Source organism: Cryobacterium sp. PH31-O1 (assembly GCF_030063455.1).
Classification (GTDB): domain Bacteria; phylum Actinomycetota; class Actinomycetes; order Actinomycetales; family Microbacteriaceae; genus Cryobacterium.
The window spans coordinates 179,387-198,966 of sequence record NZ_JASITB010000006.1 but is presented as its reverse complement, the minus strand read 5'-3'; the positions used below and the strand labels follow the sequence as shown (position 1 = coordinate 198,966).

21 protein-coding genes are annotated in these 19,580 nt (G+C 64.9%); 11 read left to right on the top strand and 10 right to left on the bottom strand.

Going from position 1 to position 19,580, the window contains the following annotated elements; all coding sequences use genetic code 11:
• Positions 1-6: 6 nt before the first annotated feature.
• Positions 7-1,032, top strand: coding sequence for a class II fructose-bisphosphate aldolase (gene fbaA / locus QMK31_RS13585; protein ID WP_283501476.1), 1,026 nt, complete (start codon positions 7-9; stop codon positions 1,030-1,032).
• A gap of 22 nt (positions 1,033-1,054) precedes the next feature.
• Positions 1,055-1,630 (top strand): DUF6264 family protein, encoded by a 576-nt coding sequence (locus QMK31_RS13580; protein WP_283501475.1) that lies wholly within the window; start codon positions 1,055-1,057, stop codon positions 1,628-1,630.
• 12 nt (positions 1,631-1,642) lie between these two features.
• Here the strand turns inward: QMK31_RS13580 and QMK31_RS13575 are convergent, their stop codons facing one another.
• Positions 1,643-2,683 carry a 4-hydroxy-3-methylbut-2-enyl diphosphate reductase gene (locus QMK31_RS13575; RefSeq protein ID WP_283501560.1) on the bottom strand — a complete coding sequence of 347 codons (1,041 nt, stop codon included), beginning with the start codon at positions 2,681-2,683 and terminating at the stop codon, positions 1,643-1,645.
• Between the two features lie 162 nt (positions 2,684-2,845).
• Between QMK31_RS13575 and xseA the strand changes: the two genes are divergently transcribed.
• The 5 genes from xseA (at position 2,846) to QMK31_RS13550 (ending at position 7,133) form a co-directional block, all read left to right on the top strand.
• Positions 2,846-4,087: an exodeoxyribonuclease VII large subunit gene (gene xseA / locus QMK31_RS13570; protein ID WP_283501474.1), complete on the top strand. Its 1,242-nt coding sequence runs from the start codon at positions 2,846-2,848 to the stop codon at positions 4,085-4,087.
• A gap of 5 nt (positions 4,088-4,092) precedes the next feature.
• Positions 4,093-4,347, top strand: coding sequence for an exodeoxyribonuclease VII small subunit (locus QMK31_RS13565; RefSeq protein WP_283501473.1), 255 nt, complete (start codon positions 4,093-4,095; stop codon positions 4,345-4,347).
• On the top strand, positions 4,344-4,997 hold the full coding sequence (locus QMK31_RS13560) for a DUF4245 domain-containing protein (RefSeq protein WP_283501472.1): 654 nt from the start codon (positions 4,344-4,346) through the stop codon (positions 4,995-4,997). The genes QMK31_RS13565 and QMK31_RS13560 overlap by 4 nt, the downstream gene beginning before the upstream one ends.
• Entirely contained in the window at positions 4,994-5,644 is a 651-nt protein-coding gene (locus QMK31_RS13555) for a carbonic anhydrase (RefSeq protein WP_283501471.1), read from the top strand. The genes QMK31_RS13560 and QMK31_RS13555 overlap by 4 nt, the downstream gene beginning before the upstream one ends.
• 64 nt (positions 5,645-5,708) lie before the next feature.
• Entirely contained in the window at positions 5,709-7,133 is a 1,425-nt protein-coding gene (locus tag QMK31_RS13550; RefSeq protein ID WP_283501470.1) for a class II fumarate hydratase, read from the top strand.
• Positions 7,134-7,193: 60 nt separating this feature from the next.
• Here QMK31_RS13550 and phoH2 read toward each other — a convergent pair whose 3' ends face one another.
• The 3 genes from phoH2 to QMK31_RS13535 all read right to left on the bottom strand — a co-directional run bounded on the left by phoH2 (position 7,194) and on the right by QMK31_RS13535 (position 10,751).
• Complete coding sequence (gene phoH2 / locus QMK31_RS13545) at positions 7,194-8,504, bottom strand: RNA 5'-3' helicase PhoH2 (protein ID WP_283501559.1); 1,311 nt, start codon at positions 8,502-8,504, stop codon at positions 7,194-7,196.
• Positions 8,505-8,776: 272 nt separating this feature from the next.
• Positions 8,777-9,898, bottom strand: a complete 1,122-nt coding sequence (locus tag QMK31_RS13540; protein ID WP_283501469.1) for an aminotransferase class V-fold PLP-dependent enzyme — start codon at positions 9,896-9,898, stop codon at positions 8,777-8,779.
• Positions 9,899-9,965: 67 nt separating this feature from the next.
• On the bottom strand, positions 9,966-10,751 hold the full coding sequence (locus QMK31_RS13535; RefSeq protein WP_283501468.1) for an isoprenyl transferase: 786 nt from the start codon (positions 10,749-10,751) through the stop codon (positions 9,966-9,968).
• A gap of 69 nt (positions 10,752-10,820) precedes the next feature.
• Between QMK31_RS13535 and trhA the strand changes: the two genes are divergently transcribed.
• Complete coding sequence (trhA, locus tag QMK31_RS13530) at positions 10,821-11,522, top strand: PAQR family membrane homeostasis protein TrhA (RefSeq protein WP_283501467.1); 702 nt, start codon at positions 10,821-10,823, stop codon at positions 11,520-11,522.
• Between the two features lie 14 nt (positions 11,523-11,536).
• On the opposite strand, the gene QMK31_RS13525 is transcribed toward trhA, so the two are convergent.
• Both QMK31_RS13525 and mca read right to left on the bottom strand, forming a co-directional pair.
• Complete coding sequence (locus QMK31_RS13525; RefSeq protein ID WP_283501466.1) at positions 11,537-11,794, bottom strand: hypothetical protein; 258 nt, start codon at positions 11,792-11,794, stop codon at positions 11,537-11,539.
• Positions 11,791-12,639 carry a mycothiol conjugate amidase Mca gene (mca, locus tag QMK31_RS13520; RefSeq protein ID WP_283501465.1) on the bottom strand — a complete coding sequence of 283 codons (849 nt, stop codon included), beginning with the start codon at positions 12,637-12,639 and terminating at the stop codon, positions 11,791-11,793. Before mca ends, QMK31_RS13525 begins: the two co-directional genes overlap by 4 nt.
• A 99-nt stretch (positions 12,640-12,738) precedes the next feature.
• Here mca and QMK31_RS13515 point away from each other — a divergent pair, with 99 nt between their 5' ends.
• Positions 12,739-13,227 (top strand): DUF4307 domain-containing protein, encoded by a 489-nt coding sequence (locus tag QMK31_RS13515; protein WP_283501464.1) that lies wholly within the window; start codon positions 12,739-12,741, stop codon positions 13,225-13,227.
• Positions 13,228-13,323: 96 nt separating this feature from the next.
• Positions 13,324-13,815 (top strand): transcription elongation factor GreA, encoded by a 492-nt coding sequence (gene greA, locus QMK31_RS13510; RefSeq protein WP_283501463.1) that lies wholly within the window; start codon positions 13,324-13,326, stop codon positions 13,813-13,815.
• 214 nt (positions 13,816-14,029) lie between these two features.
• Here greA and ilvA read toward each other — a convergent pair whose 3' ends face one another.
• Both ilvA and QMK31_RS13500 read right to left on the bottom strand, forming a co-directional pair.
• Positions 14,030-15,265 carry a threonine ammonia-lyase gene (gene ilvA, locus QMK31_RS13505; protein WP_283501462.1) on the bottom strand — a complete coding sequence of 412 codons (1,236 nt, stop codon included), beginning with the start codon at positions 15,263-15,265 and terminating at the stop codon, positions 14,030-14,032.
• Between the two features lie 3 nt (positions 15,266-15,268).
• Positions 15,269-16,684, bottom strand: a complete 1,416-nt coding sequence (locus tag QMK31_RS13500) for an AI-2E family transporter (RefSeq protein WP_283501461.1) — start codon at positions 16,682-16,684, stop codon at positions 15,269-15,271.
• Positions 16,685-16,845: 161 nt separating this feature from the next.
• On the opposite strand from QMK31_RS13500, the gene QMK31_RS13495 reads away from it, so the two are divergent.
• Positions 16,846-18,051 carry a winged helix-turn-helix domain-containing protein gene (locus QMK31_RS13495; protein ID WP_283501460.1) on the top strand — a complete coding sequence of 402 codons (1,206 nt, stop codon included), beginning with the start codon at positions 16,846-16,848 and terminating at the stop codon, positions 18,049-18,051.
• Positions 18,052-18,067: 16 nt separating this feature from the next.
• On the opposite strand, the gene QMK31_RS13490 is transcribed toward QMK31_RS13495, so the two are convergent.
• Both QMK31_RS13490 and QMK31_RS13485 read right to left on the bottom strand, forming a co-directional pair.
• Positions 18,068-18,952, bottom strand: coding sequence for a M48 family metalloprotease (locus QMK31_RS13490; protein WP_283501459.1), 885 nt, complete (start codon positions 18,950-18,952; stop codon positions 18,068-18,070).
• Between the two features lie 11 nt (positions 18,953-18,963).
• A complete protein-coding gene (locus QMK31_RS13485) occupies positions 18,964-19,530 on the bottom strand; it encodes a LemA family protein (RefSeq protein WP_092108227.1) in 567 nt (188 codons plus the stop codon).
• Between the last annotated feature and the right edge of the window lie 50 nt (positions 19,531-19,580).

Below are 19,580 nucleotides of genomic sequence, written 5' to 3'. Positions count from 1 at the left end.
GAAGCAATGCCCATCGCAACCCCCGACCAGTACGCCGCCATGCTCGACAAAGCGAAGACAGGCGGGTTCGCCTACCCGGCGTTCAACGTGTCATCGTCGCAGAGCATCAATGCTGTTCTCCAAGGCCTCACCGAAGCAGGATCCGACGGCATCATCCAGGTCACCACCGGCGGTGCCGACTACTTCGCCGGCCACACCGTGAAAAACCGGGCCTCCGGCGCACTCGCCTTCGCCCGGTTCGCGCACTCGGTTGCCGATAACTACCCGATCACCGTGGCACTTCACACCGACCACTGCCCGGAGGGCGCACTCGGTGACTTTGTGATTCCGCTCATCGAAGCCTCGGAGTCGGCGGTGGCCGATGGCGGCCACCCCATCTTCCAGTCGCACATGTGGGACGGTTCGGCCATCGCGCTCGACAAGAACCTCGAGATCGCCACCGACATTCTGAAGCGCACCCGCGCAATCAATGCCATTCTCGAAGTTGAGATCGGCGCAGTCGGCGGCGAAGAAGACGGCGTTCAGGCCGACGTCAATGAGAACCTGTACACGACCCTCGACGACGCTATCAAGATGGTCGGGGCCCTTGGCCTCGGCGAGCAGGGCCGCTACATGGCCGCCCTCACCTTCGGTAACGTGCACGGCGTCTACAAGCCCGGCAACGTGAAGCTGCGCCCGGAACTGCTCAAGGAGATCCAGACCGGCCTCTCCACCAAGTTCGGGCTCGCCGCGCTGCCACTCGACCTGGTCTTCCACGGCGGCTCCGGCTCGACCGACGCCGAAATCGCTGAAGCCGTCGCCAACGGCGTCGTCAAGATGAACATCGACACCGATACCCAGTACGCCTTCACCCGCTCCATCGCCGATTACATGCTCAAGAACTACGACAGCGTGATCAAGGTCGACGGAGAAGTCGGCAACAAGAAGGTCTACGACCCGCGCGCGTGGGGCAAGGTGGCCGAGTCGGCCATGGCTGCCCGCGTCGTTGATTCAACCCGCCAGCTCGGCTCCGCCGGGCACTCAAACAGTTAGAGCAATGACAGCAGTTGGATAAATGACAGAGAACCCGGACTCCGTTCCACCCCCCGCGCCAGATTCACGCCCACGCCCGCAATACGGCGAACTCGCCCCTGAAGGCTGGACCTGGCAACCGACGCAGGACGAAGACCGGGTTCGTCCCGCTCCCTCCCCCACCATCGGGGCGGGAGCGGGCGCACCACCGCACACATCCACCCCGACTGTTCAGCCGGCGCCCGGACCGCGCACCGTGCCCGCCTGGGATCGTCCGTGGACCGTCGCGCTGTTAGGCTTCGGGCTTCTCGCCACGGTCTACGGCGTGTTCTCCCTGGGCGGATTCCCGATCGCGATGCAGGCCTTTTACACCGATCAGGGCCTTGGCACCTACACTCCGGCGGCGTCCATCGGCACCATCACGACGGTCGGAGCCATCACTCTCGTGTTCGTCTGGCTGGCCGCAACAGCGGTGTCGGTGCGCAAACTAATGGTACGTCGACGCGCTTTCTTCGTGCCCATCGTCGGTGGTGCGGTGTCGCTCGTGGTGCTGTTTGCTTTCACCATAGCCGCGCTATTCATCGACCCGACCCTGATCGAGTTCCTCAGCCGCCAGTAGCGGCCGAGCCTGCTACTCGACCGGGGCGGCGCGCCCACCGAACGCACGGGCATCCGTTTCGCCGGAGAGGTCCTTGCGCAGCTCCTTGGGCAGCGAGAAGATCAGGTCTTCTTCGGCGGTCTTGACCTGTTCCACATCGCTGTAGCCGGCGTCGGCGAGAGCTTCGAGCAATTCGTCGACGAGTTCCTCGGGAACGGATGCCCCACTCGTCACCCCGACGGTCGCCGCGTTGTCGAGCCACTCCTGTTTGACCTCACTCGCGAAGTCAACGCGATAAGCCGCTTTCGCGCCGTATTCCAGGGCGACCTCTACCAGGCGCACCGAGTTGGACGAGTTGGCCGAACCGACCACGATCACCAGGTCGGAGTCCCGGGCGACCTTCTTGATGGCCACCTGGCGGTTCTGGGTGGCGTAACAGATGTCGTCGCTCGGTGGATCCTGCAGGAGCGGAAACCGCGCCCGCAGTCGGCGCACGGTCTCCATGGTCTCGTCGACGCTCAGCGTGGTCTGTGACAGCCAGACCACCCGCGCGGGGTCGCGCACGACGACGGTGTCGGCTTCGTCGGGGCTGCCGACCAGGGTGGTGTGCTCTGGGGCTTCCCCGGCAGTTCCCTCGACCTCTTCGTGGCCTTCGTGACCGATCAGCAAAATTTGAAAATCGTCCCGGGCGAAACGCACGGCCTCACGGTGCACCTTGGTCACGAGGGGGCAGGTCGCGTCGATCGCCTGCAGTCCACGCTCGGCGGCTGCGTTGACGACGGCCGGGGAGACGCCGTGGGCACTGAAGACGATGTGTGCGCCATGCGGCACCTCGTCGACCTCATCGACGAAGATGGCGCCCATATTCTCGAGCTCGGAGACCACGTGGATGTTGTGCACGATTTGCTTGCGCACGTATACCGGGGCGCCGTAGTGCTCCAGCGCCTTCTCAACGGCGATGACCGCACGGTCGACTCCGGCGCAGTAACCGCGCGGGGCTGCAAGCAGCACCCGCTTATGTCCGATGACCGGGGTATCCTTAAGCCTGTTGCGAGCGCTGGGAATGCGCGGCATACCCAGGCCGATAGCGGTCGGCTTGCTTTGGGTGTGCATGCTGGTGTTCACCGCCTCAGTCTACGCACGCACGACCGAAGAACTCTGGGAGGACCCGCCTGTGCCCCACGCCAGCGCCACGATCAACACGGCCACGATCAACACCAACTTCAGGACCACCGAATGACGGATGCCCCCGCCACCGTCGAAACACCGTGGCCGGTCGCCCTGCTCTCCAACAAAATTCGCGGCTATATTGAACGGCTCGGCATGGTCTGGGTCGAGGGCGAAATCACCCAGTGGGGGGCGAGCGGCGGCAACGTCTACGGCAAGCTCAAAGACCTGAGCGAAGACGCCACCGTCAGTTTCACGATCTGGTCGTCGGTGCGCGCCAAACTCACCGCCGATTTCAAGGCAGGTGACCGCGTCGTCGTGCTGGTCAAGCCCAACTTTTGGGTCAAGGGCGGCACGCTCACCATGCAGACCTTCGAGATGCGCCACGTGGGGCTCGGCGACCTGCTCGAACGGCTCGAGCGGCTGCGCAAGCAGCTCGCGAGCGAGGGCCTGTTCGACGCCTCCCGCAGGAAGCGGCTGCCGTTTCTGCCGCACTGCATCGGACTGGTCACCGGCAAGGACTCCGACGCTGAAAAGGATGTCATTCGCAACGCACAGCTTCGCTGGCCGGCCGTGAACTTTCGCATCGTGCACGCAGCGGTGCAGGGCGATCGCGCCGTCGGCGAGGTCACCAGCGCCATTCAGAGGCTCGACGCCGACCCGGAGGTCGATGTGATCATCGTCGCGCGCGGCGGCGGCGACTTTCAGAACCTGCTCACCTTCAGCGATGAAGGCCTCGTGCGCGCTGCGGCCGCCTGCGTGACGCCGTTGGTCAGCGCGATCGGGCACGAGGCCGACCGGCCCCTGCTCGATGAAGTGGCCGACCTGCGGGCGTCCACCCCGACGGATGCCGCCAAGCGCGTCGTTCCCGATGTCAGCGATGAACTGAACCGGGTGCAGCAGGCGCGGGCGCGCCTGAGCAGCCGACTCACCGGCATCCTCTCCTTTGAAATCGACCGGATCTCGCAGCTGCGTAGCCGACCGGTGCTCGTCGACCCGCGCTGGATCATCGACTCCCGCAGCGAAGACCTCACCCGTTACGTTGCCCGCGGCGCCGAACTGACCGGGCGCGTTCTCGAGCGCGCCGGGGCCGCCGTGGTGGAACTGCGCTCCCAGCTGCGCGCCCTGTCGCCGCAGGGCACCCTCGATCGCGGCTATGCAATTGCCCAGCTGCCCGGCGGGCAGGTGTTGCGCAGCGCCGGCGACGCCCCGGCCGGCACCGAACTGCTGCTCACCCTGGCCAGCGGAACGGTACCGGCCACCGCGAACGCCGCTGTGCCCGCTGCCGTGCCCGCCACCGCCCTGACCTAAATAGAATGGATGCCATGACCTCGCCTGCCCAAGACATCAGTGATCTCAGCTACGAACAGGCCCGAGATGAGCTCGTCCGCGTGGTGAATGAGCTCGAGCAGGGCTCGAGCACGCTGGAACAGTCGCTCGCGCTGTGGGAGCGTGGCGAAGCCCTCGCCCGCCGTTGCGAAGAATGGCTGATCGGAGCGAAGGCCCGACTCGATGCCGCCCGCCTGGCAGCGACGGCGCCAGCGAGCGACGACGCCGTGACAACCAGATGAGCCGCGCCCCCAAGCCGCCGCGCGTCGTCGCCGAACTGGGCCGGCCGGAGACTGTGCAGGAGACCGCAGACCGACTCGCCGAGAACTCGCGCAAGTACCGGTCACACAAAACGGTGAACAATCTGGTGCTCTCCCTGCTCGTCACGGTGGGCGCCGTGCTCGTGCTTGTCCTTCTGGTGCCGCGGAACGACAACCCGATCACTCGCGACATCGACTATGCGAGCGTGGCCGCCCAGCTGCAACCGGTCGTCGATCAGGCCCTCGCCAGCCCCGAGCTACCCGAAGGTTGGAGCGCCAACATCGCCGAGTGGCAGGCCGGAACCAACGGCCAGGTGCCGTCCTGGTATATCGGGCTACTCACGCCGGGTAACCAGTTCATCGGTTTCAGCCAGGCCTTCGACGCGAACCCCACCTGGCTCGCCCAAAAACTCCCCGACTCGCCCGTCGTCGACACTGCCAGCATTGCCGGCGTCACCTGGGACGTCTATCGGAACAGCGCGGCGGAGGCCGATCGAGGCAATTTCGACTACGCCCTCGTCACAACCGCCGGCACCAGCACCTACGTGCTAATCGGCACAGCGCCCACGGGCGACTTCGAAACTCTCGCCACCGCGCTGGCCTCCAATGTGGCGCAGAATGCAGCCGAATGAACCGTTCATCGCCAGCGTCCCCAACTCCGGCCGAGGCCTGGAATGAACTGCGCGAGGGAAACGTGCGCTTCGTCGCCGGCGCCCCGCGGCACCGCGAGGATGTCGACCGGCGCGCCGAGCTCGTCGGCCAGCAGACCCCGCACGCCGCACTGTTCGGTTGCAGCGACTCCCGCCTCGCCGCCGAGATCATCTTCGACCAGGGCCTTGGCGATCTGTTCGTCGTGCGCAATGCCGGCCAGATCATCTCAGAATCCGTACTGGGCTCGCTCGAATACGCCGTCGCGGTGCTACGCGTCCCGCTCATCCTCGTGCTCGGCCACGACGAGTGCGGTGCGGTGCGCGCCGCGATCGATTCGCAAGGCACGGATGCCCCGGCCCTGCCCGTTCACATCGCGCACGTGATCGAGAAGATCGTTCCGGCGGTGCGTCGCGTGAGCGGGCAGCCGGCATCCGCTTTCGTGGACCCGACCCTGGTCGACGCTGGCTATGTGGGCCGGGAACATCTCAGGGACACGGTCACCGAGCTGCTCGAACAGTCCGAGGTGATCAGCGCGGCCATCGCAGAAGGTACATTGGCTATCGTCGGTGCGAACTACGTTCTTCGCGAAGGGCACGCCGATCCTCACATTAAAGTGGGCCTCATCTAGACTCACAGGTTTAAATCGCGCACCCGTTGCGCACAGCACGACTCTCATACAGCACCGAAAGGGAATGCACACAGTGGTGGACACCTCCGCAAACGCCGGCTACCGGATCGAACACGACACGATGGGTGAGGTCCAGGTTCCAACGGACGCACTCTACGGTGCCCAGACGCAGCGAGCCGTGGAGAACTTCCCGATCTCGGGCTCCACACTGGAGTCCGCGCAGATCGCGGCCCTGGCTCGCATCAAAAAGTCCGCTGCCCTCGCCAACGCCCAGCTCGGCGTGCTCGATGCGGACATCGCGGACGCGATCGCCGCCGCCGCCGACGAGGTCATCACCGGCCAGTACGACTCCGAGTTTCCGATCGACGTGTATCAGACCGGCAGCGGAACCTCGTCGAACATGAACATGAATGAGGTCATCGCGACCCTCGCGACCCGCGCCCTCGGCCGCCCGGTGCACCCGAACGACCACGTCAATGCGAGCCAGTCGTCCAACGACGTGTTCCCCACCTCGGTGCACATCGCCGTCACGAGCGCCCTGATCGACGAACTCATTCCCTCGCTCGATCACCTCGCCGTCTCGTTCGAGGCCAAGGCTGAGCTGTGGAAGGAGGCCGTCAAGGCCGGCCGTACGCACCTGATGGACGCCACCCCGGTCACCCTCGGCCAGGAGTTCGGCGGCTACGCCCGCCAGATGCGCCTCGGCATCGAGCGCATCCGCACGGCGCTCCCTCGCGTGGCCGAGGTTCCGCTCGGCGGAACCGCGGTCGGCACCGGCATCAACACGCCCTACGGTTTTCCGCAGCTCGTCATCGAACTGCTCGTCGCCGAAACCGAACTGCCGATCACCGAAGCGCGCGACCACTTCGAGGCCCAGGCCAACCGCGACGGCCTCGTCGACGCGTCCGGCGCCCTGCGCACCATCGCCGTCTCGCTGACCAAGATCAACAACGACCTGCGCTGGATGGGTTCAGGCCCCAACACCGGCTTCGGCGAACTGAACATTCCCGATCTGCAGCCCGGCTCCTCGATCATGCCCGGCAAGGTCAACCCGGTCATCCCCGAGGCCGTGCTCATGGTCTGCTCGCGCGTCATCGGCAACGATGCCACCATCGCCTGGTCTGGCGCTTCGGGCTCCTTCGAGCTCAACGTCGGCATTCCGGTCATGGGAACAGCCCTGCTCGAGTCGATTCGTCTGCTGTCCAATGCGACCCGCGTGCTCGCCGACAAGACCGTCGACGGCCTCGTCGCCAACCTCGATCACGCGCGCGCCCTGGCCGAGAAGTCGCCCTCCATCGTCACGCCGCTCAACCGTGTGATCGGCTACGAAGCCGCCGCCAAGGTGGCCAAGAAGGCTGTTGCCGAGGGACTCACCGTGCGCGAGTCGGTCATCGCGCTCGGCCACGTCGAACGTGGTGACCTCACGCTCGCCGAGCTCGACACGGCCCTCGACGTGCTCAGCATGACGCGGCCGCCGCAAAAGAAGTAACAGCGCCACCCACACGAACCGCCCGGCCCCTCAATGGAGCCGGGCGGTTCGCAGTATCAGCTACATGACCTCGTTGCCCTCCAACATCTCCGTCACGAGCGCCGCAATGGCGCTGCGCTCCGACCGGGTCAGGGTCATGTGCGCGAACAGCGGATGTCCCTTCAGCGTTTCGATCACGCTGGCCACGCCGTCGAAGCGGCCGACCCGCAGATTGTCACGCTGGGCGACGTCGTGGGTGAGTACCACGCGCGAGTTCTGACCGATGCGGCTGAGCACCGTCAGCAGCACGTTGCGCTCGAGCGATTGCGCCTCGTCGACGATCACAAAAGCGTCGTGCAGGGACCGGCCGCGAATGTGGGTGAGCGGAAGCACCTCGAGGATGCCGCGCTCCATCACCTCCTCGACCACGTTCTCCGACACGATCGCGCCGAGAGTGTCGAAGACGGCCTGCGCCCACGGCCCCATTTTCTCGCCCTGGTCACCGGGCAGAAAGCCGAGGTCCTGGCCGCCGACCGCGTAAAGCGGGCGGAACACCATGATCTTGCGATACTGCTGGCGTTCCAGCACCGCTTCCAGCCCCGCGCAGAGGGCGAGAGCAGACTTGCCGGTTCCGGCCCGACCGCCGAGCGAGAGAATGCCGATCTCCGGGTCGAGTAGCAGGTCGATGGCGAGGCGCTGCTCGGCCGAGCGGCCGTGCAGTCCGAAGACGTCCCGGTCGCCGCGCACCAGCTTAAGCGTGCCCCGGCTGGTCACCCTGCCCAGGGCCGACCCGCGGTCGGAGTGGATGACCAGGCCGGTATTGATCGGCATGTCCTGCACCGTGCGTGAGTCGAGCGTCTCCTTGTCGTAGAGCACGCTCATCTGCTCGGCGCTGAGCGTGATCTCGTCCATGCCGGTCCAGCCGGAATCGACGGCGAGCTCGTGCCGGTATTCATCGGCAGCGAGGCCGAGTGACGCCGCCTTCACCCGCAGCGGCAGGTCTTTCGAGACCACGGTCACGGTCATTCCGTCGTTGGCCAGGTTGAGAGCAACAGCGAGAATGCGAGAGTCGTTGTCGCCCAGCTGCAAGCCGGACGGCAGCACCGACATGTTGGAGTGGTTGAGCTCTACTCGAAGGGTGCCGCCCTCGCCGACCGGAATCGGGAAGTCGAGCCGCTCATGCTTGAGCCGCAACTCGTCGAGATTGCGTAACGCCTGCCGGGCAAAATAACCGATCTCCGGGTCGTTGCGCTTCGATTCCAGTTCGCTGATCACCACCACGGGCAACACGACGGCATGCTCGGCAAAGCGGAAAATCGCTTTCGGATCGGACAGCAGCACCGAGGTGTCCAGCACAAAGGTGCGCTCGGTTTGCGAAGCGGATGTCTCCACCCGGTCAGTCGCATTAAGGTCGGTTCTCGCGCCGTTATTTCGAACGTCGGTCACAGCCACTCCCACCCTGCGCCACGAGGACGCGGATCACTTTGGCGAGCTGGCCATCAAGCAATTCTCGAGCCGTACTTATATGGCCGTCTCGATCAGGTGCCGTACCTGATGCAAGTGACGCTACGACGAACGGGCGCAAAAAGGAACCCGACACGCCCACGAAAATCTGTCGTTCACCTCGCGTTGGGGCAGACGCCGGGTCTGCCGAGGAGTCTTTGCTAGTAGGTAGCGGCGAGAGCGTAGGCGGTGAGGGCACCCCTCAGCATGGTCACCGTGTCGGGGTCGAGGGCCGCGTGCACGCTCAATCGCACGGTGGTTGCGCGGGTGGTCGCCGTGATGCCGTGGTTGTGCAGGCTCGCCACGAGGGTGGTCAGCAGTTCCGCCGGGGGCTCGAGCACGATAATGCCGGCACGCTCCCGAGCGTCCCGGGGTGAGACCACGTCGATGACGAATTCGTCGACGAGTTCGATGATCTGAGAGACGTTGTCGTTCATTGCCGTCTGGATCACGTTCACCCCGACCGTAGCGGTCTGTTCCAGGGCCGCGGCGAACCGGGCCTGGGCGATGGCGTCACCGTTGGTCACCCGAAAAGCGCGGGCGCTGTGGCTGGGCGCGGGCACGTCGTCCCACGGGTCGTCGGTATCGGTGCCGACGTAGCCGGAGTAGACCGGAACGAGTCGTTCCAGCGCTCGGTCGCTGAGGGCGAGAAACCCGGTGCCCCAGCCGGCCCTGGTCCATTTTTGACCACCAGAGGCGACGACATCCGCTGCCTCGTAGGCGGCGTCAACGACGCCGAAGCCCTGGATGGCATCGACGATCAGCAGTCGGTCGCCGATGACCTGACGGATGCCGTCGAGGTCGGTGCGGTACCCGGTGCGAGAGTCGACGAGGCACACCGCGACGGCGACAACGGCCGGGGTGAGCTGGTCACGGATCTGACCGGGAGTGACGCGGCCCTGCGCCGTCTCCAACCAGAGTGGGGTGACCACGTGCAGGGCCTCAGCTGCGCGCACGGCCGCGAACGGCACGCTGGGAAAATCCCCGGCGGACAGCAGCACGCCGCCGGTCAGGCCGAACATGGCCTGCATCAGCCCCGAGCTGGTGTTGGGCTGGAGCACGACCTGGTCTGGCGTGAAACCGGTGAGAGCGGATACCGCGGTGCGGGCCCGCAGATCCTGTTCGAAGAGGTGGTCGAGGCTGCCATAGCGGGCGCGGGAGAGCACTTCGGTCTGGCCGAGAGTCTCGGCGACGACGGCCTCGGAGAGCGGGCCGACCCGGCCGAAGTCGAGGTAGCCGGGCTCGTCACGAAAACCGTCGGTGAAGCTCAAGAGTGAATTCATAGAAGCGGGTCCAATCGGTTGTCAGAAAATACTCCCCAGCAAGTCACCCCCGAAGAAGAAACGTGGTCTAACCGCCGAACCGGCGCTGGCGACGCGAGAAGTCACGCAGGGCACGCAAAAAATCGATCTGTCGCAGGTCAGGGCCGAGGGCCTCCACGAAATAAAATTCGCTGTGCGCGCTCTGCCAGAGCATGAAGTCGCTCAGCCGCTGCTCGCCCGAGGTGCGAATAACCAGGTCGGGGTCTGGCTGACCCCCGGTGTACAGGTGCTGGCCGATCAGCTCGGGTGTGAGAGTCTCCGCGAGGTCCTCCAGCGTGCCGCCGTGCGCGTGGTGGGTGGCGACGATGCTGCGCATTGCGTCGGTGATCTCGGTGCGGCCGCCGTAGCCGACCGCGAGATTCACGTGCAGTCCGGAATGGTCGCTGGTGCGGGCATCCGCTGCATCGAGCGCTGCGACCAGCGGAAGGGGCAGTCCGGCCTTCGACCCCACCTGCTGCACCCGCCAATTGCGGTAGTGCGAGAGCTCTTCGGCGAGATCGGCGATGATCTCGATCAGATCGGCCAGTTCATCACTTGGGCGCTGGGTGAGGTTGTCGGAGGAGAGCAGGTACAGGGTGACGACAGAAATTCCAAGGTCGTCACACCATTCCAGAAATTCGCGCATCTTGGCGGCACCGGCGCGGTGCCCGTGTGCGGCCGTTTGAAAGCCCAGTTGCCGGGCCCAACGCCGGTTTCCGTCGATGATCATGGCCACGTGGCGGGGAAGGTGCTCCGCCGTCAGTCCACGCTTCAGGCGACTCTGATAGAGCCTGTAGAGGAGGCCGCGCGCTGAGGGTACTTGGGGTTTCTGCACACAGTTACGCTAGTCCACTCCGGCGAGGGTTCCGGGCACACGGGCCGAGCCCTGTCGTATCCTTGCAGCATGGCCACCGAGCACGAAATCCCTAATCTGCCACTGATCGAGGCGGCGGACGCCCATCCGGAGGACGTCAAACCGACCTGGCGCGGCTGGATTCATGCGGGAACTTTTCCCGTGACGATCGTGGCCGGCATTGTGCTGCTGATCCTCGCCGAAGGCTCGGCAGCGAAGATCAGTTCAGCCGTTTTCGTGCTCAGTTCGATGCTGCTGTTCGGCAATTCTGCGCTGTACCACCGCTTCAACTGGCAGCCACGCACCCGCATCATTCTCAAGCGCATCGACCACGCCAACATCTTTCTGCTGATCGCCGGCTCGTACACCCCGATCACCGTGCTCGCGCTGCCGCCGGCGAAATCGACGCTGCTGCTGTGGCTGGTGTGGGGCGGCGCCGGGCTGGGCATCCTCTTTCGGGTGTTTTGGATCCACGCCCCACGCTGGCTCTACGTGCCGCTTTACCTGGTACTCGGCTACGGCGCGCTGCTGTTCATCGTGGACTTTTTTCAGGCCAACGCCACCATGATGACGCTGATTCTGGTCGGCGGGCTCTGCTACACGATTGGTGCAGTCGTCTACGGGCTCAAGAAGCCCAACCCGGTCCCAGGGGTATTCGGCTTCCACGAGATCTTCCACACCCTCACGGTCGTGGCGTTCCTGTGTCACTTCGCGGCGATCCTGCTGATCGCCACGCATCCGCTCTACCCGTAACGGGCTGAGCGCGACTACTCGATCTTGTCGTCGCGCGGAGAGTCAGGGTCGGCGGCGCGTACCGCGAGTTCGGCGTCGAGGCGTTCCTTGATCTGTGCGCGATAGGTGGTGCGACGGATGCGACGGACCACGTCGAGACAGAGCAGCAGGGTCGCCACGGCGATGAAGAAGAAGGCCACGAACCCGATGACACCGGGGGTGACCGTGTTCGGGTCGAAGTCGGGGTCAGGGGTGGGGGTGACGGCGAGTACGACGGTGATCAATGAGATCATTCGTCGTCCTGAATTCCGGCGAAGAGATCATATTCGGGCATTATGGTGTCTACTTTCGATTCGACGAGTTGGAAGTCTTCGTACGGCCAGGCCTCGCGCACCAGATCATTGGGCCAGAAGAAGAAGGTGTGGTCGGGTGCGACCTGGCTCGCGTGGGCGCGCAGTGCCTCGTCGCGCACCTCGAGAAATTCACCGGCCGGCACGTGCGTGGTGGCCAGCTGCGGGTACTCTCCCATGCGTTCCCGCGCGGCCCCGAGGGGTTCCAGAAGCGGAGAATCGGGCTCGGTCACACTGAGTGCGAGGTACATCGCGTCAACGCGCTCCAGGTTGAAGATGCGGTCGTAGTACAACTTGTCGATCTGCCACGGCGCACCCGCGTTCGGATACCGGTCAGGGTCGGCAGCCGCGCGAAATGCTTCGAGGGAGACCTCGTGACAGCGGATGTGATCGGGGTGCGGGTAGCCGCCGTTTTCGTCGTAGGTGATGAGCACCTGCGGCCGGAACTCACGCACGAGGGCGACAAGCGGTTCGGCCGAATATTCCAACGGGATGGCGGCGAACGAGTTCGGCGGCACAGATTTATCTTCGTTCATGCCGGAATCTTCAAAGCCCAGCCAGCGGTGCAGTACCCCGAGGGCCCGCTGCGCGCTCTGCATTTCGATGCGCCGCAGTCCCGAGATATCCCGTTCCGCCATGGCATGGCCGTTGAGGGCGGGGTTCAGGACGCTGCCGCGTTCGCCGCCGGTGCAGCTCACGATGAGCACCTCAGCGCCGCGGCTGCGGTAGTACGCGTACGTCGCAGCGCCCTTGCTCGACTCGTCGTCGGGATGGGCATGCACAGCCATCAATCGCAGCGTCACCATACTCCTCAGGAATGCCGGATAACCTTAGGCCAGATAACCTAGTTACCAGCCTAATCGCTCCCGTGAAAGTGTGAATCACCAGTGCCCCTCAACAGCACGCCTGCCGGAATTCAACCGAGCCCCGAGCCCTACCGTCTCGACGAATCGGAGGCCTCGTCCGCCCCGGCGCCGATCGAGAGCGGGGCGATCCAATCGCGGTACGGGCGCACGCCCTCCCGCCACCGCCGCGACCGTCGAATCCTCTGGGGCTTGGGCGGCATTTTTGTGTTGGTGCTCGGAGCGTGGGTGCTGTGGACCGGGCTCGACGGAGCATCCACTCAAATCGAGGCGCGCGATATCGGCCACACCATCATCGATGAGCACACGGTGAGCGTCACCTTTGAGGTATCGCTTCCGGTGAACCGCACGGCGAGTTGCGCGGTTCAGGCCCTCAACGAGAGTTATTCTGTGGTCGGCTGGAAGATCATCGACCTGCCGCCGTCGACGCTGTACAACCGCTCTTTCACCGAGATTCTGCGCACCACCGACCTGAGCAACACGGGTTTGATTTACCAGTGCTGGCTGACCTAAACTGACGTATTCGCCTCGGCAATCCCCGGGGCGTCAACCATATCTGAGCGGCCTCAGGGCCTTTTTCGCGCTCGAGCGTACTAAGGGAGATCACTCGTGACAACCGACACAACGGTCACCTGGCTAACTCAGGAGGCCCACGACCGCCTCGCAGCGGAACTGGCGACACTGAGCAACTTCGGCCGGGGCGACATCGCGAAGAAGATCGAATCCGCCCGGGAGGAGGGCGATCTCAAGGAGAACGCCGGCTACCACGCGGCGAAAGAAGAGCAGGGCAAGATGGAGGCGCGCATTCGCACCCTCACCGTGCTGCTGCGCACCGCCGAGGTCGGTCACGCTCCAGAGAGCAACGGCATCGTCGTTCCCGGCACCGTCATCACCGCCACCATCGCCGGTGACGAGAGCCGCTTTCTGATCGGTAGCCGCGAGATCGGCGCGAACAGCGACCTCGACGTGTTCAGCGAGCAGAGCCCGCTCGGCGCAGCCATTATCGGCCTCAAGGTTGGCGCAAAGACGAGCTACACCACGCCGAACGGCAAGGAGATAACCGTGCACATCTCCAACGTGGAGACGTTCACCGGCGCCTGACCTCTGCTGTCGCGTTCCGGCCCGAACGGCCGCGCCGCGCCTCGCCGCGCATCACGCGATCACGCATAACTCCTGCAATTTACGGCCTCGGCAATAGAGTTGCCCGAGATTCCGGGGAAGTGTTTGTCGGCCGGAACGAATTGCAGGAGTTATGCGCACACGGCGCACTCCGGCAGGTCTCCGAAAGGTCTCCGAGGGGGTGCAGTGGCAGCGACTAGTCGATCTGCGGGTCGTAGCCGGCCGCGCGCAGGGTGTCGACGACGTGCTGGCGGTGCTCTGGCCCCCGTGTCTCAACGCTGACATCGAGTTCGACCTCGCTGATCCGCAGCCCGACCCCGTGCCGGGTGTGCAACACCTCGATGACGTTCGCGGTCGCCTCGGCGAGCAGCTCGGAGATACGCGCCAACTGGCCGGGGCGGTCCGGCAGCATGATGCGCAGCGTGAGGTAACGCCCTGACGCGGCCAGACCGTGACTGATCACGCGCTGCATCAGCAGTGGGTCGATGTTGCCGCCGGAGAGGATGGCGACCGTCGGCCCGGTCGGGGTGACCTTGCCGGCCAGAATGGCGGCGACCGCCACAGCTCCGGCCGGTTCGACGACGAGCTTGGCGCGTTCGAGCAGAACGAGCAGCGCACGAGCCGTATCGTCTTCGCTGACGGTGACGATTTCGTCGACGGTGTCGCGCACGATTTCGAAGTTGAGCAGCCCGGGCTTGGCGACGGCGATGCCGTCTGCGATGGTTGGCAGGATATTGATCATCACGGCCTCACCCGCCTCGAGGGATGGAGGGTATGCGGCTGCATTCTCGGCCTGCACCCCGATCACCCGGATGCGGCGCCCGTCCCGAGCGGCACGCTGCTTGATCGCACTGGCGACACCGGAGATTAGTCCGCCACCCCCGATGGGCACGATGACCGTGTCGAGGTCGGGAATCTGGTCGAGAATTTCGAGGCCCAGCGTGCCCTGCCCGGTGACGACATCCACGTGGTCAAACGGCGGGATGAGGATCGCGCCGGTCTCGCGGGCGTATTCGGCCGCGGCGAGAAGCGGTTCGGTGACGGTCGTGCCGCGCAGAATTACCTCGGCACCGTAGTCACGGGTGGCCGACAGCTTGGGCAGGGCGACGCCGACCGGCATGAAGATGGTGGCCTTGATGCCCAGCTCGCGCGCGGCGAAGGCTACGCCCTGGGCGTGGTTGCCAGCCGAGGCCGCAACGACGCCGCGTGCTTTCTCCGCATCGGTGAGTTTAGACAGTCGGTTGTAGGCGCCGCGAATCTTGTACGAACCGGTGCGCTGCAGGTTCTCGCACTTGAGGTAGACCGGCGCGCCCAGTACGTCGGCGAGGTAGCGCGAGCTCTCCATCGGGGTGATATCGACGACCTGAGCGACAACTGCGCGCGCGGCCTCGAATTCGGCGAGGGTGGGTGCGGCGAGGGTAGTCTCTGGCATGGCTTAGTTCTCCGAACTGTCGTGCGCGGCGCGAGGTGCGCTCAAATCTGAAGGCGTGCTGCGAGCGGACCCGTCGCGGGTCGTGCGGATACTCCGCGGCCGCATCCGTGCGGCGCGGGCCGGTGCCCCCGTCGGTCGGTAACCCGGTCGACTCTGCGGCACGGTCTGCCACAGCACCGACCCCGTCGTCGCCACCGCCGCCGGCGGACTCGAGCGCCAGGTGCCGCCAGCGATGTAGCTCGTCATCGCGTTCAACACTGCCGCGATCGGCACGGCGAACAGTGCCCCGGGAATTCCGGCGAGCAATGCCCCCGCGGCGACCACGAGCACGACGGCCAGCGGATGCACCTTGACGGCGGTTCCCATGATCAACGGCTGCAGAACGTGCCCCTCGACCTGCTGCACGAGCAGCACGACCCCGAGCATGGCGAGGGCGACGGCCCAGTTGTTGAAAATCAGGGCGATGACAATGGCCACAGAACCAGTGGCTACCGCGCCGATGATGGGAACAAACGAGCCGAGGAAGACCAGTATGCCGATCGGGATGGCCATGGGGACCCCGAGCAGGGCGGCGCCGACTCCGATACCGACCGCGTCAATCGATGCGACCAGAATCTGCACCCGAGCGAAGTTGCCAAGGGTGGTCCAACCGGCAATACCGGCGCCGTCGACGGCGGCACGTGAACGCAGGGGAAAGAACCGCACAATCCAGCCCCAGATAGCTTTGCCGTCAATGAGAATGAACAGCAGGCTGAACAGGGCGAGCAACAGCCCGGTGAGCAGATGCCCGAGCGTGGTGCCCACCGACAAGGCTCCGCTGATGAACACAGCACTATCGTTCTGGATGGCCTCCCAGGCCTGCTGCACGTAGGTGTTGATCTCGGTTTCGGACAGTTGCAGCGGCGAGCCGGCCAGGAACGTCTTGAAAGCAGCGAACGATTTTGAGAGCCGATCGCTGAGCCCAACCGTTCCTTCGGCGATCTGCGTGGATGCCAGGGTGACGAGCCCGGCAACGAGTACGAGCGTGCCCACCATGGCCACGGCAACGGCCAGCCCTTTGGGCCAGTGGTGTCGAACCAGAAAAGCCACGAGGGGTACCAGCAGGGCCGACACGAGCACCGCGACGAGCAGCGGAATGACGATGAGTCGCAGCTGAATGACCAGAAAGATCAGGACGGCAATGGCCGCAGCAATAACGATTAACCGCCAGGACCACGCACCGGCCAAACGGATGCCCGAGGGCAGGTTCTCGTCGACGCCATTGAGCGGCGGTGCCGGCACATCGACCGGCGTCACGACGAGCTCGGCACCGAGCTGATCGGCACTCCCGATAACTCCGTCACGCTTTTGCTCGGCGGAACGTCGACGCTGCAGCCGTAGCCGCGCGCGCGCGCCAGGATTACCGGTTGATTCGCTCACCGGATCAGTCTAGGACTGCTATGAGGACTGGTGCGGCACCACACTGAATGGCCGCATCCCATGGGCGGAGCTTGCCGGTCGCCTGACAGGACACGGGCGACAAAGACGCCAAACCGGGCGGGCCTGATCGTCAAGCAGCACGCGCAACTAGAGTGTGTCGAATGGTCGATACAGTGTCTGCAGCATTGGCACGGCGTATTGCGCTGGCCGCGCAGGGTTTCGGCGCGCGCCCGGCCGCTCCCGTGGGCATCCGCCAGCTGACCGCCCTGGTGAACCGGCTCGAACTGCTGCAGATCGACTCGGTCAATGTATTCGAACGCAGCCACTATATGCCGGCCTTCAGCCGGCTCGGCCCGTACGACAAAGCCCAACTCGACCGCCTCACGACCGGGCGCGAGGCCCGCTTCACCGAATACTGGGCGCACGAGGCATCCTTTCTGCCGATCGACGTGTGGCCGCTGTTCCGCTGGCGCATGCAGGAGAATCGTGATCGTTCGGCCCGCACGCCCGACAACTGGTCGAACTCCAACCGGCCGATGCTCGACTGGCTCCTGGCCGAATTAGCCGCCAACGGGCCAATGCGGGCGAGCGAGATCGAGCACGACGCGAACAAACGCAGCGGATCGTGGTGGGGCTGGTCCGACGTCAAGACCGGACTCGAGGTGCTGTTCCGCTGGGGCGATGTGGTGAGCGCTGGGCGCCGTCGCTTCGAACGGGTGTATGCCCTGCCGGAGCAGGTCTTTTCTGCCGAGTTGCTCGGGCAAACAATCTCAACAGCAGATGCTCACCGCGAGCTGGTGCGCCGCGCGGCCCGCGCACACGGCATCGGTACGGCGAAAGATTTCGCGGACTACTTTCGGTTGAAGTCGGCGCCGACCCTGCTGGCAATTCGCGAGTTGGCCGAGGCCGGCGAGCTCGTACCTGTGGCCGTACCGGGCTGGGGGCCGCTCGGCGCGGCCGGTGCGGCCTGGCTGCATCGGGAGGCACGGCTGCCCCGGGCGATGGACGTGCAGGCGGTGCTGTCACCGTTCGACCCGGTGGTCTGGGAACGTGCCCGTGCCCTGCGTTTGTTCAACTTTCACTACCGCATCGAGATTTACACGCCCGAACCGAAACGGGTGTACGGGTACTACTCGCTGCCGATCCTGCTCGGCGACATGGTCGTCGGCCGGGTTGATCTGAAGAACGACCGCCAGGCCGGCGTGCTGCGGGTGCAGGCGGCCTGGTCCGAACCGGCTGCTCCAGCGGATGCGGCGGGTCGGCTCGCGCAGGTGCTGCGGGAGGCTGCTGGGTGGCAGGGACTCGATGAAATCGTTGTCGTTGCCCGCGGCAACCTGGCCGACGGGTTAGCTGCGGAACTGGCTTAGGCGGGACATCCCCTGGTCAGAACTTACTACCCATGGCAGTGAGGCGCTCGATGCGGTCTTCGAGGGGAGGGTGAGTGGCGAACAGCTTCGCCATGGCGCCCTTCTTGAGCGGGTCGGCAATCCACAGGTGCGCCATTGAGGTGTTCTGCTTCTTCATCGGGCGGCCATACTCGCCGAGCTTGGCCAGCGCGGAAGCGAGAGCGTCTGGGTGGCGCGTGGTCAACGCGCCCGTCGCATCCGCCAGGTATTCACGCTGCCGGGAGACCGCGAGCTGCACGACGGTCGCGATCAGCGGAGCCACGATCATGGCGACGAGCCCGAAAACCATCACCACCGGGTTGCCGTTGCTGTTGTTACTGCGGCCAAAGAAGGCCATGCGAAGAAAGATGTCAGACACGAATCCGATCGCGACGACCAAGCCGAACACGATCATCGACAGCCGGATATCGTAGTTGCGCACGTGGCCCATCTCGTGGGCCATGACGCCCTCGAGTTCGGCGTCATCCATGATGTCGAGCAGGCCGGTGGTGGCGGCGACAATCGCATGCTTGGGGTCGCGGCCGGTGGCGAACGCGTTCGGCGCGGGGTCGTTGATGATGTAGACCTCTGGCATCGGCGTGCCGGTCGTGATCGACAGGTTCTCGACCGTTCGCCACAGCCGAGGGTGATCAGACTGGCTGTTGACCCGGATGCCGCCGCTCATCGAGATGGCCTGGCGACCCGCCGCGAAGTACTGGATGAGTACGTACGCCGAGGCGATCACGACGGTCATGATGAGCGCCGTGTAACCGTTGATGCCGTAGGCCACGCCGGCGAGCCAGCCGAGGCCGGTGATCAAGGCGACAAAGAAAAAGATGATGAAGACGGTGTTGCGTTTGTTCTTAGCGATTGCGCTGTACATCTAGTGCTCCGTTAGAACTGCACGCGGGGCGGCTCCGCGATCGCTGCGGAGTCGGCCACCTCGAAGAATTCGCGTTCGGTGAAGCCGAGGTTGACGGCGAACAGGTGGTTCGGGAACACCTTGATCTTGGTATTCATTTCGCGCACGCCACCGTTGTAGAACCGACGTGCGGCCTGGATTTTGTCTTCGGTGTCGACGATTGCGCCTTGCAACTGCAGGTAGTTCTGGCTGGCCTGCAGCTGCGGGTACGCCTCTGCCACGGCGAAGATGCTCTTCAGCGCGGTCTGCATGTGGTTCTCAGCAGCGGATGCGTCGGCCGGGCCTTGTGCAGACAGCGTCTCGGCCCGGGCCTTGGTCACGTTCTCAAACACGCTCTTCTCGTGTGCTGCGTAGCCCTTAACCGTTTCGATCAGGTTGGGCAGCAGATCGGCACGACGCTTGAGCATCACCGTGATGTCGCTCCACGCTTCGTCCACGCGCACGTTGAGCGTCACGAGTGAGTTGTACGTCGACCACAGGTAGATACCCACGATGGCGACGAGTGCGACAACGATCAAAACCGGGATGAGCCATTCCATGGCAGCGTCTCCTTGCAAATTGGCACGATGTGTAGGTTGGCACGGAGACA